Raw genomic sequence first — 13,514 nt, forward strand, 5'->3', positions numbered from 1 at the left:
ACGGATCGGCCGGGCCATGGGAGAATGGATGGCGGTCCGGGTGGCAGACGGGCCCATTAGTGCTAATACAGCGGACGCTTCATCAGGCATCAAACGGTGCGAGGCGTTGCGCGAACCACTTCTATAAGGGTGAACCACCACAATGACTGAATTGCAATCCCGCACGCCTGCCCGCTTCGCCTCGATTGGCAGCCCTTACTTTGGCATCATGCTTGCCGTCATGGCCGTGGTCCTGATTCTGTCCAATATCGGCGCCGCCAAGGGCGTGGTCCTCGGGCCGATTGTTACCGACGGCGGATTTTTCCTCTTCCCGTTGGCGTACATCTTGGGCGACGTGATCAGCGAAGTCTACGGTTTCAAGGTGGCACGCAAGGCCATCATTACCACCTTCGCGCTATCCGTCTTCGCCTCGCTTTGCTACTGGGTGATCATCGGGCTCCCCGGCTTCGACGACGACTTCGGCCGAATGAAGCAGCAGGCGCTGGAGGGCGCGCTCGGGCCTGTCCCGCTAATCGTCCTAGCCAGCCTGTTGGGCTTCCTGGTGGGGCAGACGCTGAATTCCTGGGTGCTGGTGCGGATGAAGGAGCGTTGGGGCGAACGCCGCCTGTGGGCGCGTCTGATGGGCTCCACCGGGGTGGGGGAATTCGCCGACACCCTGATCTTCTGCTCGATCGCGGCCTCCATCATCGGAATCAGCGACTTCCCGACGTTCGTCAACTACGTACTGGTCGGCTTCGTCTACAAGACCTTGGTGGAGTTCCTCTTCGTCCCCGTCACCACGGCGGTCATCGGCTGGGTCAAGAGGCGCGAGCCGTCCTACAGCGCGCTGGCGTCGGATTCCTCCGCAGCCTGATCGGGGAGGGCCAGTGCCGGGACGCGCTCGCTGAGCTCCGACGGGGACAGGTTCGCTGTGACGAGGATTTCCTCCGGCGCGGCCCCGGCCTTAAGGGCTGCATCAATGGCTGCATCGAGGGTCGTTTCGGCCTGGTCCATCTCCACCTGCAACCCCTCGACTGCTGCCGATGCGGTCCAGACGTCCTTCAGATGCTCTTCCATGGTGCTAACTTCCTATCTGGCCAGAACGCAAGTCCCTCTGCCGTAGCCGGACCTCATCCTTCGGATGAAAGAACGAGTCCCGCATTCGCCAGCTTACAGTGTAAGGTCCGCGCTAAGCACCCCTGAGGGGGCTCTTTTACCGGGAATTTTCCAAACCTTCTCCGAGAGCGCAAAAAACCGCGCGCTGCAGCGGAAACTGCGCACTCTCGGTGGAGGATTCGAGCCGGCGGACGGCCTTCCTGTCGAGGGCAGAGGGGGGACAGGTGGAACCCCGGCGCGTAGGCTGGTGCGCAATCGCAGGAGGGAGCGACCATGGCCGATTCCGGAACGCCTGCACCGACAGGCGAAGACCAGCCCGGCGGTGACCGGCTGCCTCTGGACCGTCAGCGGATTCTCGAGGCCGGAAAGGTCTTTATCGAAGAGCACGGCGTCCGCCAACTGACCATGCGGCGCCTGGGTGCCGAACTGGATGTTGAAGCCATGTCGCTCTACCGCTACGTGCCGTCGCGGGAGGATCTGCTTGACGGCATCGTGGAGTCCGTGGTCGACGAATTGTACAGCGATCCGGAAGTCTATGTGGAGCCGCGCTACGGTTGGCAGGATTACCTCCTCCGACTGGCACACGGGCTGCGCCGGATGGCGATGAAACACCCCCAGGTGTTCCCGCTGATTGCCACCCGGCCCGCCGAAGCGCCGTGGGTCCGCCCGCCGCTGCGGAGCCTGCGCTGGGTGGAGTCGTTCCTGAGGGCGATGACCAACGCCGGGTTCAGCAACGAGAATGCCGTTGAGGCGTACCGGGCGTTCAGCAGCTTCCTGATCGGCCACCTTTTGCTGGAGGTTGCTGCCCTCGGTGCTGATATCGGCCCGGTCGAGGACACCGACCATTCGCCCTCCCGGCAAGCTGACCTGACCGATTACCCCTTGCTGCAGGAACTGCAGGGCCTGCTGTCGGAAGACCATTCCAAGCAGGAATTCGACACGGCGCTTGATTCCTTGCTGGAAAGGCTGGACAGCCAGCTCAACTGAGGGCCGATTCGCCTCGCAGCCAAGATTTCTCCTTCCCGCCAACTTAAATTCATCCTGCGACTTTGCAGAATGATACTAAGCATGCTTTGCTTACGTCGTAAGCATGGTTAGTGTTTTGGTTCCGGCCCACCGGGGCCATGGTTTCGCAGCAAGTCGGGCGGCCGAATCAGTGTCGCCACCGCCGGGCTGCGCATGGATGAGGAGAAGGCATGCAGGTTATACGCGACAACTACGGCGCATCACGCTTCGATGCCTACGTTGATGGTGAAGTGGCGGCGTCGCTGAAGTACAAGATCCAAGACGGCGAAATGTGGCTCCTCGAGATCGAAGAAGAACGTTGGCACCGAGGCCTCGGACTTGGCGAGCCCCTGGTTCGCCGGGCGCTGGCCGAGGCGCATCGCCGCCGCCTGCGCGTTCTGCCCTTCTGCCAGGAGGCCAGACAGCAGGTGTTCGCCCATCCGGTATTCCTGCAGCTGGTTCCTCGGGAGCAGCGCAGCCGATTCCACAAGTCGTGGGCGCTGGAAGGCAAGGCCCGCGCCGCACGTCGCCGGCGCCGTGTCCCGGCCAGTGCCATCCGCACCGCCGCGGCCCCGGCGGCAGCTCGATGAGCGGCAAACTCAAGGTCACCGTCCGGGTCGACTTGGAGTGCTCATCGGTGCACATTGACGTGCGCGGACGGGTCGACGAGCGGAACGTGCTGGCAGTCTATTCACTGGCCCAGCGCGCAAACTCCTTGGCACCAGGCCTGGAGGTGGCCATCGATCTGCAGCATGCCTCCGTGGACGCAGCCGTCCTCTGGCACCTGCAGGCCTGCGCGGTATCCGGATTCCTGCCCGAATACGCCGACCCGCTGCAGGCCGAATGCCGACTCACGATTCTGGCACCCGAACCGCAGGGTGAGCGGGCCGACGTCGTGCTGGCCGCCTAACAGAGGCGAGGCACCTACTGCGGAAGGCCGCCGTCGTGATCTTTTGGATACGACGGCGGCCTTCCGCGTGCGGGGGAGTTGCCCGGGTGGTCAGGCGTAGTAGCGGCCCAGCACCTCTGCCTTGAAGTCGAAGAAGGAGCCGTCGTCGATGGCCAGCCGGGCGTCGTCGACCAGCTTGACCGTGAAGCGCTCGTTGTGAATGGAAATTAGTGTGTGACTGACCATCTCGTTCGCCTTGAACAAGTGGTGGATGTAGGCGCGGGTGTAGTTGGCGCAGGTGTAGCAATCGCAGCCGTCCACCAGAGGCGTGAAATCCAGTTTGAACCGGCGGTTGGACAGGTTCTTGCGTCCATCCGGGGTGTAGAACGCCGAGTTTCGGGCCACGCGCGTCGGGGAAACGCAGTCGAAGGTGTCCGCGCCGTTCTCGATGGCGGTGAAAATGTCGTCCGGTTCGGAGATGCCCAGCAGGTGGCGGGGCTTGTCCTCGGGGAGCTCTTCGGTGCACCAGCGCACGATGGTGCCCAGGTTCTCCTTCTCCAGCGCACCGCCGATGCCGAAGCCGTCGAAGTTCATGGCTCCCAGATCCCGGCAGGCCTTGCGCCGCAGGTCCTCGTACTGGGCGCCCTGGATCACGCCGAACAGTGCCTGGTAGGGCCTGTGTGAGCGCTCGTCGGTGAGCCGTTCGTGTTCCGTCACGCAGCGTTCGGCCCACAGCCGGGTGCGCTCCAGTGACTCCTCCTGGTAACCGCGCGAGTTCATCAGCGTGGTCAACTCGTCGAAGGCGAACATGATGTCTGCGCCCAGTTGGTGCTGGACCTGCATGGAGATCTCCGGCGTGAAGCGGTGCTTGTCGCCGTTGAGGTGCGACTTGAACCAGACCCCGTCGTCGTCCACATGTGCCAGCCGTTCCTTGCCGGGTGCCACCTGGTCGTCAGAGCCGGTGTTCGCGGCGGCGGCGTCCATATTGATGACCTTCTTGAATCCGGAGCCCAGGCTCATCACCTGGAAACCGCCGGAGTCGGTGAAGGTGGGGCCGTCCCAGTTCATGAATTTACCCAGGCCGCCGGCCGCATCGAGCACCGCGGCGCCGGGCTGCAGGTACAGGTGGTAGGCGTTGGCCAGCAGCGCCTGTGCGCCTAGCTCCTTCATGGATTCGGGCAGTACCGCTTTGACCGTGGCTTTGGTGCCGACGGCGATGAACGCCGGCGTCTGAATCTCGCCGTGCGGGGTGGTGATGGTGCCGGTGCGGCCCTGGAATCCGCCCCCGTTCTCGGCTACCCGGTCGGCGGAGGGGCTGGCGGTGTTGGCAAGGCGGCTGCCGACGCGGAAGGAAAAATCAGACTGGGGCACCCCACCATTTTGCCTTACTCCGTGTCTTGCGGGGTGCGTGGGTGAGAGAGGACGGGCCCCAGCCTTGTGGCGGTGTGGCATGGCGAACACCGTTCTGTCGAAACCCTCACAGGGATCTGTCAAAACACTCACAGAATGATGGTTGCCTTGGGCAAGAGAATTAGCATGGAGGAGGTGCTGGTGTAGGTGCCCGTCCCGCGCCGCTGAGTTGGCCGCGCAGCCCGCACACAGTATCCCGTGCCTTTACCCATCGCACTTCGGAGGCGGCGGGGCGTGGTGGATGCCGCGCTGCGCAGGCATGGTGGCCCGGGGTAGTTGAAGCCCGTCCATGCACTGTTCCCGCGATAGCTGAGTCCTTAGACGGATCATTCGCCCGGTGGAACCTTGGGCGCCGGTGGAATTATTCGGGGCCGGCGGGTGATGGAGGCGAGGCAACGTGGATAGTGTGGCAAGCGAAAGGTGGGCAGCATGGCGACGCAGTACGTACGCGAATTCTTCCGTGTAGGTCCGGCGCGTCAGGACCATGTTGTGGCCACCCGCTGCGGCATCAGCGTAGGTCTGCCGCTGCTCACCCTGTTGGCCATGGACCGCTTCGACTTGATGATTTTCGCCGCCTTCGGTGCCTTCACAGGCATCTATGGGCGAGGCGAGGCTCACGGAGCCAGACTGCGGCACCAGGGTGAGTTCGGGGTGCTGATCATGCTGGTCATGTTCCTCGGCGCCCTCACTGCCATGGCCGACGCCGGACCTTGGGGGATTGTCTTTGGCACAACCGTGGTGGCTGGTCTGTGGTCGCTGGCGGTCAACTATTTCCAGCTCCGTCCAGCGGGCGTCATCTTCTTTACGTTTGGCTATGCAGCCATTGGTTCCATCCCGCTGACCGCACCGCTGTGGCAGGCCATGCTGACCGGCTTGGCAAGTGTGGTGCTGGCCATGCTGATCGGGATCAGCAGCCGGCTGGTGCCGGCCTGGCGCACCTCGATGGCAGCGCCGCCCCGGCCGCAGTTCACCCACGAACACTGGCGGGAGTTCCGCGTCGAAGCCGGCGCCAGCGCGCTGGCGGCCCTGACTGCCGGAACCCTCGCCACCGTGGTGGGGCTGGGCCATAACTACTGGGCAATGGTGGCTGCTGTGGCACCGATTGCGGGACCCAGCCTTGCCCAACGGGTGAAAAAGGGTGTGCACCGCATCTTGGGGACCTTTGCCGGCGTGGCGGTAGCCGGGCTGTTGCTGGCCCCGCGCCCGGAGCCCTGGGTTCTGGTCCTGATGGTGATAGTGCTGCAGTTCAGCGCGGAAATGTTCGTGCTGCGCCATTACGCGCTGGCGCTGATCTTCATCACGCCGCTGGCCCTGATCATGACCGAGCTGGCCGCCCCCACCGATCCGCGGGAACTCATGGTGGACCGGGCGCTGCAGACCGCCATCGGTGCGCTGGTGGGGATCAGCCTGGTGTACCTCATGCACCAGCGGACCATCCGCGAGAAGAACCGGCGCCGCTACCAGCGCCGGCGGCAGGACGGGGCCTGACGCGGACGGTTCCCCTTTGGGGGAGACGGCCGGCGAGGGCTTGTGGCCTAGTCGGAACCGGGTCCGGCGGTGCTGCCAAGCACCAGCGGGTCCGCGTCCGGCAGGGCGCTGTTGCGCCAGGATTCCCAGCCGTCCCGGATCTCGGCCAACCGCTTGGCACCGAGTCCGTAGCAGCTGATCAGCACTTGGCTGCCGCCCTCGGGCCTGCCGTCCGGATGCGACGGGGTTTCTGCGACGATCAGCAGGCCGCCGCCACGGTCGGCATACGAATCCACGGTCAACCCCAGCTGGCGCTCCGAGCGGAACCACACCTTTCCGGAGATCTCCTCCCCGGTGGCAAGGGAAGCGCTATACGTTTCGCCCGCCGTCGGCAGGTTGTCCAAGCCAAGGCTGGAGAGCAGCCCGCCCGCCGGGACGGAGTCCGCGCCGAGGTAGGTGGTCTGGCGGGGGTCATTGGGGTGGCGTTCCAAGGCGAACCGCAACTGCTGCAAGAAGCTCCGCCAGCCTTCGGTGATGTCCTCCCACCATTCGTCGGACTGCTCGCCGGACTCCGGGCCGCGCTCAAGGGTGAGCCGTACGCCGTCGCCCACCGGCTCCAGGACAAAGGCATCGCTATCGCCCATGGTGAGCCGTTTGTGGTCTTCCGCCTCGGTTGCGTCGCTGAAGTAGATCTCGCGGATCTCCTCGTCCAGTCCGGTCATGTCCCAGCCGTGCCACTGCGCGATGCGTCTGGGCTCGCGCAACATGGTCCATACCTGGCGGGCATCCGCGTTGATGTGGACGCTGAGTGAACCGGGTTCTGTTGCTCCGCTCTCCGTCATGCGGCCGACTCTACTCCCGGGCCGCAGTGACTGACCAGAGTCCAGCCCCGGGGTGTTAGGCGTTCCGCTGCTGGACGTCCAGGGCGCGGATGGCCACCAACTCGTTGCTGATCCGGCGGTCGACTTCCACCGGTTCCAAGGTCTCCGACCCGCCGTGTGTGCGCAGGTACAACAGCGCGGTCAGCCGCAGTTCGCGCCACTCGCGCTCAGCCGTGCGGTCGGCGGCAGCCATCGCCCGGTGGATTTCCTTGTCATAGAGATTCGGTTCGTTCAGCTGGCGCTGGCGGACCTCGGCGTTGATCTTCGCCCGGAAGGGATCCTCGTCGGCGTCGTCCGGTGCGCGCAACGCCTCGGCCAACTGCAGGGCTTCCGCGCTGTCCTCTTCGGTGCCCGATTCGCGCAAGATGTAGGCGGCCATGGCCAGCGAAGACTCGATCCATTTCCACCGGCCGAAGTTGCCATCGAAGGGCTGGTCGATGATCAGCCTACATACCGTGAGCGCGCGTTCGCGGTCGTCCAGTTCCACGAGCAGGGTGTGCGCGAGGTCCCGCACGTCCTGCAGATGGCTGCCGGCCTTGGTGTTCAGGCCGCGACTGAGGCGGGCGGCCAGCCGCTGCACCCCGGCGTGGCGGCCGTGCGCCCGGGCCACCTGCACCACCACGGCTTCCGGAGTGCCCTCTTCCGCGGGAATCAGCTCCAGGTCGTCCTGCGCCAGCGCGCCGGGCAGCTGGGCGGGCCTGCGTGAGGAAGCGATGCGGATGCGCGACCCGTGGGCGATGCGTACGCGGCTGCCGTCTTCGAGCGTGGCCACCACCACCGCCGGAGTGCCGAAATCATCGGGTACGACGGCGGTGCCCGCCACGGGCGCGGAGTGCTCACCGGAGCGCGTCAGGAACCGGGCACCGGCGCCTACGCTTTCAGCTTTGACATGGTGGATGAATGTCTCGGCCTGTTGTTCCGTCATGGGTAAATCCTTAGTCACGCTCGCGATCGTCAGAACAGTATATGAAATCGTTACCTTTCGGGCGGGAGGCCCGCGGAGGTGTCCGTCGCGCCGTCGTGATGAAACGATAGATCGTGAGCGGGGTCTCACTTCCGGCCGTAGCCGCGTGCAGCTTTGGCTCTGCAGCCCGCCAACAGCCTGTTGCCAGCCGACGGCCGGCAACTTAGTGCCAGGCGGCCCGACGGCGGCATCTTCGAGCCAGGCGGCCCGCCAGAGTCTCCGCGCCGGCTGCGGGCCGGCCCAGCAGCTACCCCGTCAGCAACGGGCGCGCGACAATCCGCCAGCCAAGAGTCGGGCGCCAGAGGCCTCAGTCGTACGGAGCCTTTGTTAGGACCAAGAGTTGCTGACCACGAGCCGTTCGAGCGCGGGCTTCGGGGGATGCCCGGACAGGATGCGCCACATTGCCTATCGTTTGGTAAGCAAAACGGGTGCTGCTCTGATCCCGTGGACCGGGGCGCAGGGATCTGCGCGGTCACGCATCAGGGATGCTAATCAATCACCAGTGAATGTGGCGCATCCTGTACACGCCACCCGCGGGGCCGGCTGTGCACGTCATCAGCGGGGGCCAGCCCCGTCACCATCGGGGCGAGCCGCGCACGTCATCAGCGGGGCCGGCTGTACACGCCATCAGCCGCGCCCCTTAGCCAGGCCGCGGCGGATGTGCGCGCGCCTGGCCCGGACGATCTGCTGGCCGGAATTGACCGGTATCCGGAGCAGGATCGCGGACCGAACGTGACCGCGATGGCCGATAGCGTCGAGGTATCGAAAAACTCCCCGGGCAGCACCCTTGCTAAGCGTTCGGGGAGCACCAACGCACAGCCCCTACGCTCTGTGAAAGTTGATCCCTGCCATGAGCATCATCCTTGCCCCTGAGGCCCGCACCGGCCATGTGCCGACGCACGTGCCCGTTCATTCCGAACAGTTCCGCAGTAGGAGCCGCCTGACCATTCTGCTGCGCCTCGCAGGCATGATCCTGACGGATCTCGCCAACCGGCGGAGCCAGCAGCCGGTCACACTGAAGCGGCTGCGGTGCCAGGACGAGCATCAAGAGCAGTCCCGGGACCTGGCCGCCCAGATGTACACCTGGACGCTGCCCAGATAGGACGACGCCGGGCCAACCCCCTTGGTCTCGCGCCGGGCTTCGCGCGTGTCCGGTATGGGCACGGCGCAGGTTTGATCGCGGTGCGCGGGACAGCGCGTCGTGTTGGACCGGCGGTCAGCGGCACCAACCTGCATGGGCCAGCGCCTGGCGCAGGAGATTGCCGCGGCCGCCGACGAACTCGGACTGGACCGCCGGACTGAGGGCATCCTCCGGAGTCATCCAGCTCAGCTCCAGTGCGTCCTGGCGGGGATTGCATTCGCCGGTGACCGGGATGACGTAGGCCAACGCCACGGCGTGCTGCCGGTCATCGGTCAGCCCCGTCTCGGAGGGCGACGGGAAGTACTCCGCCACGGTGAACGGCACCGGGCTGGCCGGCAGTTGCGGAAAGGCCAGCGGCCCGAGGTCCTTTTCCAGGTGGCGCAGCAGCGCAGCGCGGACCGTCTCGCGGTACATCACTCGTCCGGAAACGAAGGTCCGTACCATCTCGCCTTCATCGGACGCCTGCAGCAGCAGACCGATCTCCGTCACGTATCCCAGCGAATCCAGCCGTACCGGCACCGCCTCCACATAGAGCATGGGCAGACGTTGCCGGGCCTCGTGCAAATCCTCGTTGGAAAGCCAGCCGGGATACGGGTCGGGGGTGCGTACGCTCATGTACTTGTTCTACAGCACCGCTGCGATGCCAGTCACGCCAGCCGCCCGGAACGGCGCGTCCGGCCCGCTGTACTGTGTGCGCAATGCGGGGCGGCGAGCCCGTGGCTGCCGACGGGGTTGTCGCCAGGGCCCACGCCGGAAACCGGCCGTCCGGCCCGACTCGGGGCCCGCAGCCTCTGGCGCCCCAGGTCTCCACTTCCCGCGAGTCCGTCCGGCCCATTCAGCGCCAACGTGACCGCCCGGCTCCGCGTGAGTCAGTCGGCGTCTGCGGATCCGGCTGGTGAGTCCGGCCGCACCGTAAAGCGCAGATACCTTGCAGCGGTTTGCCCCGTGCCCGGCTCCACAGCGACTCGCCCTGCGCCCGGCTCCACTGCGGCCAGCGCACCAACCCGACCCACCGCGGCCAGCGCACCGGCCTGCCCCACCGCGGCCAGCTCCGCACCGGCCGGCCTTGAAGCTGACAGGTCCGCACCGTCGGGATGCTCCACCAGCAGGTTCTCTCCGACGGCTTCCTCCGCGGGGGAGCAGGCGATTCCCGCCGCGGTGAGACGGTCCCGCAGGGCGGCCAGGTCGTCGTCGTACTCAAAGGACAGTTCCAAGTGATCCGTTGCGCCGTGCCGTACGCCGACGAGCCCGCCGTTCTTCGCTGCGAAGTCCGCCCATTCGCCGGGCTCGCCGAACCGGGGGTGCGCACCGATCCCGCGGAGGGTGGCAACAGCGCCCGGGACATCCGGCGTGACCCAGGCGGGCATCACGGCCAGCGCAGGGTCTGGCTGGTCGGGCCCGGGGTGGTTGCCGAAGGACGGCGACGCAGGTTCGGCCAGGAAGCTGAAGCCCGACGGCGCCGTGACCCTGGCGGCGCGGCCGTGGTCCGCGTCCTCGATCGCCACCTGGGTGCCGTCGGCCGCGGTGCGGCGGGCGAACTCGTCCAGATCCCGGACCTCGAAGCCCAGCTCCACGCGGCCGTCAGCGGGATTACCGGCCTCGACTCGGTGCAGCCCCACCCGGCCGGAGGCGGCGTCAAATTCCAGCCATGCCCCGTCGTGGTCGGCTGCGCAGACCAGGCCGGCCGCGGTCAGCAGCTTCCGCCACGGCTCGATCCGGGACGTGAACACAACGGGGCGCACGCGCAGCACGGCAGTCTCCTTCAGGTCTGCAAGCAAGATACTTCCGAAACTACTAGACGGCGCGGCCCCACCGTGCTGGCATAAGGGCATGCCTGCTGAACTTCCCGAGTTGCTGTTGCCCGACGCCTCCGCCTGGCGGGCTTGGCTGGAAGAACATCATGCCGCGTCGGCCGGCGTCTGGCTCATCCTGCACAAGAAGGGCGGCTCGGTGACCGCACTGGATTATGCCGGTGCCCTCGAAGAGGCGCTGTGCTTCGGCTGGATCGACGGCCAGGCGCGGCGCCGTGACGCCGAAAGCGTTTTCCAGCGGTTCACTCCGCGCGGCAAGCGCAGCATCTGGTCGCAGCGCAACGTGGCCTATATCGAAAGGTTGGAGCAGGCCGGCAAGATGCACGACGCCGGCCGGGCGGCGGTGGCTGCTGCGCAGTCCGATGGCCGCTGGGACAAGGCCTACGCGGGACCGGCCACGGCCCAAGTTCCCGAGGACCTGGCCGCGGCGATCGCCGCCGTCCCGGAGGCGCAGGCGATGTTCGATGTGCTGACTTCGCAGAACCGCTTTGCCCTGATTCACAGCCTGGGTCAGCTGAAGACCGAGGCCGCCCGGCAGCGCAGAATCGCCGACTTCGTGGAGATGCTGGCCCGGCACGAAACGCCGTACCCGCAGCAAAAGCGGCCGTCCTAGCCACCGCCAGCGGGCTGGGCTCGGCCGGCGGGTGCGGCGGCTGCCGGGTTCGGCCGCAGGTGGGCTGCCGGGTTTTTCCGGCCCACCCTTCCGCCCGTTTAGCCGGCCACTGTGGCGGCTGCCTCCAAGGTCATCCACGCCTGCAACTGCGTGGAAAGTTCGACGCCGGCGCCCGGCTGCGGCTTCCCGGCCGCGGCCGCCGCGGGGTCTGAAGGGAAGACCAGGACTTCCCAGCTGCGGTGGTTCTCGATGGCCCGCCCGGCCCAAAAGCCTGCCGCGGTATCCGCGACCATTCGCGCGGCCAGTACGCGCACGTCGCCGGGCAGCTTGTCGGACCGGGCCGCCACGGCCAGGTAGCGGGCCAAGATCCCGGTGAAGAGCCCGCCGTCGCCGGCCCCGTGGGTGCGCAGGACGAGTTTCCGGCCCTCTTCCTCGGTGACTTCGGGCTGCTGCACCAGGCCGGCCGCGATCCCGTGCACCAGCTCGGCCGCGCGCTGCAGGTCGGCGTCCCGGCCCACTGCCAGCAGCGCCGCCAGCACCGGTCCTTGGTTGTAGGTATAGATGTCCGGAACAAGTACGGGCTTCCCGCTGACCAGGCGCACGCCGTCCAGATACAGCCGGCGCTCCGGTTCGTATAGCTGGGCATCCAGCCAGTCCAGCAGCCGAGCGGCCTGGCCGGTGTCGCCGGACCGGGCCAGATAGAGCGCGGCCGGAGCCGTGGCCGGGGTGTTCTTGAAGTCCCGGTCGGTGCTCCAGAACAATCCGCCGCCCAGGTCCGGCGTGTGCGCCAATTCCAGCTGGGCCAGCAGCCGACGGGACGCGGCCCTGTTCCGGAACCGCGGTTTGTCCGCGTCTGCGGCCAGGCCGTCCAACCGCTGGCTGGCCAGCGCCAGCCAGGCCATGTCGTCGAAGTAGGAGTTGGTGAAGCGGAAGCCATTGCGCCAGCGGACGGTGCGCAGCAGCCGGGCAGCCAGGCGTCCCGCACTGGGGCCGCTGCCGCCGTCGTAATGCTGTTCCCGGCGCAACTCCCGCCGGCCGGCATCCACCAGGCAGTCCAGAAAATGCGCCTGCCACCAGTAGTGCCACGGCCCGGTCCAGCCGGGCGAGGGCCGGCGGACGGCACCCAGCAGGGTGAAGGGCAGCCCCTGCATGCGGTGGCCGAAATGGCGGACGACGGCGATCGCTGCCTCGTCCGCGCGGCCTGCCGCCAGCGTGGGGTTGGGCGTGCGGAAGGCTCCGCCGCCGGGCAAGGTCGGCATGGGACCCAGCCTAACGGCCGAAGAATGTTGGGGCAGGCCGGGCCTTTTGGTCCGACGGCCCCGCCGATGACCGTGGTGTGCGCGGCGCCACATTAGGCTGAGGTGTGCGATGCCGCCGTGGCTGGCGGTGAAGACAAACATGTTCAGGGACTGAGGAGGATTCAGTGGAGGCTTCCGGAGCTGTAGCTCTGATTACCGGCGGCGCATCGGGGCTGGGCGCTGCGACGGCCCGACGGCTGCATGCTGCCGGCGCGTCGGTGGTGCTGGTGGATCTGCCCGGTTCGAAGGGCGAGGAGTTCGCCGCAGAGCTGGGGGAGCGGGCCGTGTTTGCCCCCGCCGATGTGACCGCTGAGGACCAGGTTCAGGCAGCGGTGGACCGGGCGACGGCGCTGGGGCCGCTGCGCATCCTGGTGAACTGCGCCGGGGTCGGCACTCCGGGGAAGGTTTTGGGGCGCGACGGCGTGCTGCCGCTGGAAGCTTTCAGCAAGGTAATCCAGATCAATCTCATCGGCACGTTCAACGTGATCCGGCTGGCGGCCGCCGCGATGGCCGCGACCGAACCGGTGGAAACCGAGCTCGGTGGGCCGGAGCGGGGAGTCATCATCAACACGGCCTCGGTGGCCGCTTTCGACGGACAGATTGGCCAGCCGGCTTACGCCGCCTCCAAGGGCGGGGTGGCGGCAATGACGCTGCCGCTGGCCCGGGAACTGGCGCGCTCGCTGGTCCGCGTGGTCACCATTGCACCCGGCATCTTCGAGACCCCGATGATGGCCGGGCTGCCGCTGCAGGCCCAGGAGTCGCTGGGCCATCAGGTACCGCACCCGTCCCGGCTTGGCCGGCCCGCGGAATACGCTGAACTGGCCGCGCACATCGTGGCCAACAGCATGCTCAACGGCGAGACTATCCGGCTGGACGGTGCCATCCGGATGGCGCCGAAGTAAGCCGGCAGGTCTGGGACGGCAGGACCCTCAAGGAGCGG

Annotated in this window: 15 protein-coding genes; 8 read left to right on the top strand and 7 right to left on the bottom strand. The window is 66.9% G+C overall.

The features are described 5' to 3' along the window. The first annotated feature begins 142 nt into the window (after window positions 1-142). Window positions 143-853, top strand: a complete 711-nt coding sequence (locus E4J89_RS15420; RefSeq protein WP_136787038.1) for a queuosine precursor transporter — start codon at window positions 143-145, stop codon at window positions 851-853. Here E4J89_RS15420 and E4J89_RS15425 read toward each other — a convergent pair. Beyond that, window positions 817-1,056, bottom strand: a complete 240-nt coding sequence (locus E4J89_RS15425) for a hypothetical protein (RefSeq protein ID WP_136787039.1) — start codon at window positions 1,054-1,056, stop codon at window positions 817-819. The genes E4J89_RS15420 and E4J89_RS15425 overlap by 37 nt on opposite strands. 312 nt (window positions 1,057-1,368) lie before the next feature. Between E4J89_RS15425 and E4J89_RS15430 the strand changes: the two genes are divergently transcribed. The 3 genes from E4J89_RS15430 (at window position 1,369) to E4J89_RS15440 (ending at window position 3,010) form a co-directional block, all read left to right on the top strand. Continuing rightward, window positions 1,369-2,082: a TetR/AcrR family transcriptional regulator C-terminal domain-containing protein gene (locus tag E4J89_RS15430; RefSeq protein ID WP_136787040.1), complete on the top strand. Its 714-nt coding sequence runs from the start codon at window positions 1,369-1,371 to the stop codon at window positions 2,080-2,082. Between the two features lie 209 nt (window positions 2,083-2,291). Beyond that, the gene (locus E4J89_RS15435) at window positions 2,292-2,690 is read left to right on the top strand and encodes a GNAT family N-acetyltransferase (protein WP_136787041.1); all 399 of its coding nucleotides are present in this window, start codon (window positions 2,292-2,294) and stop codon (window positions 2,688-2,690) included. Beyond that, window positions 2,687-3,010 carry a hypothetical protein gene (locus tag E4J89_RS15440; RefSeq protein WP_136787042.1) on the top strand — a complete coding sequence of 108 codons (324 nt, stop codon included), beginning with the start codon at window positions 2,687-2,689 and terminating at the stop codon, window positions 3,008-3,010. The genes E4J89_RS15435 and E4J89_RS15440 overlap by 4 nt, the downstream gene beginning before the upstream one ends. 90 nt (window positions 3,011-3,100) lie before the next feature. On the opposite strand, the gene tgt is transcribed toward E4J89_RS15440, so the two are convergent. Further along, window positions 3,101-4,360, bottom strand: a complete 1,260-nt coding sequence (tgt, locus tag E4J89_RS15445; RefSeq protein WP_136787043.1) for a tRNA guanosine(34) transglycosylase Tgt — start codon at window positions 4,358-4,360, stop codon at window positions 3,101-3,103. A gap of 468 nt (window positions 4,361-4,828) precedes the next feature. Here tgt and E4J89_RS15450 point away from each other — a divergent pair, with 468 nt between their 5' ends. After that, entirely contained in the window at window positions 4,829-5,887 is a 1,059-nt protein-coding gene (locus E4J89_RS15450; RefSeq protein ID WP_136787044.1) for an FUSC family protein, read from the top strand. A 47-nt stretch (window positions 5,888-5,934) separates the two neighbouring features. Here the strand turns inward: E4J89_RS15450 and E4J89_RS15455 are convergent, their stop codons facing one another. Then, the gene (locus tag E4J89_RS15455; RefSeq protein ID WP_136787045.1) at window positions 5,935-6,708 is read right to left on the bottom strand and encodes an SRPBCC domain-containing protein; all 774 of its coding nucleotides are present in this window, start codon (window positions 6,706-6,708) and stop codon (window positions 5,935-5,937) included. A gap of 55 nt (window positions 6,709-6,763) precedes the next feature. Further along, on the bottom strand, window positions 6,764-7,672 hold the full coding sequence (locus E4J89_RS15460) for a DUF6707 family protein (protein WP_136787046.1): 909 nt from the start codon (window positions 7,670-7,672) through the stop codon (window positions 6,764-6,766). An 889-nt stretch (window positions 7,673-8,561) separates the two neighbouring features. On the opposite strand from E4J89_RS15460, the gene E4J89_RS15465 reads away from it, so the two are divergent. Continuing rightward, a complete protein-coding gene (locus E4J89_RS15465) occupies window positions 8,562-8,813 on the top strand; it encodes a hypothetical protein (RefSeq protein WP_136787047.1) in 252 nt (83 codons plus the stop codon). A 114-nt stretch (window positions 8,814-8,927) separates the two neighbouring features. On the opposite strand, the gene E4J89_RS15470 is transcribed toward E4J89_RS15465, so the two are convergent. Continuing rightward, window positions 8,928-9,467: an NUDIX hydrolase family protein gene (locus tag E4J89_RS15470; RefSeq protein ID WP_136787048.1), complete on the bottom strand. Its 540-nt coding sequence runs from the start codon at window positions 9,465-9,467 to the stop codon at window positions 8,928-8,930. A 254-nt stretch (window positions 9,468-9,721) separates the two neighbouring features. Continuing rightward, a complete protein-coding gene (locus E4J89_RS15475) occupies window positions 9,722-10,630 on the bottom strand; it encodes a VOC family protein (protein WP_205754508.1) in 909 nt (302 codons plus the stop codon). Window positions 10,631-10,682: 52 nt separating this feature from the next. Here E4J89_RS15475 and E4J89_RS15480 point away from each other — a divergent pair, with 52 nt between their 5' ends. Further along, window positions 10,683-11,276, top strand: a complete 594-nt coding sequence (locus E4J89_RS15480; protein WP_136787049.1) for a YdeI/OmpD-associated family protein — start codon at window positions 10,683-10,685, stop codon at window positions 11,274-11,276. 98 nt (window positions 11,277-11,374) lie between these two features. On the opposite strand, the gene E4J89_RS15485 is transcribed toward E4J89_RS15480, so the two are convergent. Further along, the gene (locus tag E4J89_RS15485) at window positions 11,375-12,535 is read right to left on the bottom strand and encodes a glycoside hydrolase family 76 protein (RefSeq protein ID WP_136787050.1); all 1,161 of its coding nucleotides are present in this window, start codon (window positions 12,533-12,535) and stop codon (window positions 11,375-11,377) included. 164 nt (window positions 12,536-12,699) lie between these two features. Here E4J89_RS15485 and E4J89_RS15490 point away from each other — a divergent pair, with 164 nt between their 5' ends. Further along, the gene (locus E4J89_RS15490) at window positions 12,700-13,476 is read left to right on the top strand and encodes an SDR family NAD(P)-dependent oxidoreductase (RefSeq protein WP_136787051.1); all 777 of its coding nucleotides are present in this window, start codon (window positions 12,700-12,702) and stop codon (window positions 13,474-13,476) included. Window positions 13,477-13,514: the final 38 nt, after the last annotated feature.

Origin of the sequence: Arthrobacter sp. CAU 1506 (assembly GCF_005047635.1) — a bacterium.
In the GTDB taxonomy this organism is placed as follows: domain Bacteria; phylum Actinomycetota; class Actinomycetes; order Actinomycetales; family Micrococcaceae; genus Crystallibacter.

What these genes read in the sequence shown, in the direction of transcription:
- E4J89_RS15420 (WP_136787038.1), top strand. Translation starts at nt 143, where the DNA reads ATGACTGAATTGCAATCCCGCACGCCTGCCCGCTTCGCCTCGATTGGC.
- E4J89_RS15425 (WP_136787039.1), bottom strand. Translation starts at nt 1,056, where the DNA reads ATGGAAGAGCATCTGAAGGACGTCTGGACCGCATCGGCAGCAGTCGAG.
- E4J89_RS15430 (WP_136787040.1), top strand. Translation starts at nt 1,369, where the DNA reads ATGGCCGATTCCGGAACGCCTGCACCGACAGGCGAAGACCAGCCCGGC.
- E4J89_RS15435 (WP_136787041.1), top strand. Translation starts at nt 2,292, where the DNA reads ATGCAGGTTATACGCGACAACTACGGCGCATCACGCTTCGATGCCTAC.
- E4J89_RS15440 (WP_136787042.1), top strand. Translation starts at nt 2,687, where the DNA reads ATGAGCGGCAAACTCAAGGTCACCGTCCGGGTCGACTTGGAGTGCTCA.
- E4J89_RS15450 (WP_136787044.1), top strand. Translation starts at nt 4,829, where the DNA reads ATGGCGACGCAGTACGTACGCGAATTCTTCCGTGTAGGTCCGGCGCGT.
- E4J89_RS15455 (WP_136787045.1), bottom strand. Translation starts at nt 6,708, where the DNA reads ATGACGGAGAGCGGAGCAACAGAACCCGGTTCACTCAGCGTCCACATC.
- E4J89_RS15460 (WP_136787046.1), bottom strand. Translation starts at nt 7,672, where the DNA reads ATGACGGAACAACAGGCCGAGACATTCATCCACCATGTCAAAGCTGAA.
- E4J89_RS15465 (WP_136787047.1), top strand. Translation starts at nt 8,562, where the DNA reads ATGAGCATCATCCTTGCCCCTGAGGCCCGCACCGGCCATGTGCCGACG.
- E4J89_RS15470 (WP_136787048.1), bottom strand. Translation starts at nt 9,467, where the DNA reads ATGAGCGTACGCACCCCCGACCCGTATCCCGGCTGGCTTTCCAACGAG.
- E4J89_RS15480 (WP_136787049.1), top strand. Translation starts at nt 10,683, where the DNA reads ATGCCTGCTGAACTTCCCGAGTTGCTGTTGCCCGACGCCTCCGCCTGG.
- E4J89_RS15485 (WP_136787050.1), bottom strand. Translation starts at nt 12,535, where the DNA reads ATGCCGACCTTGCCCGGCGGCGGAGCCTTCCGCACGCCCAACCCCACG.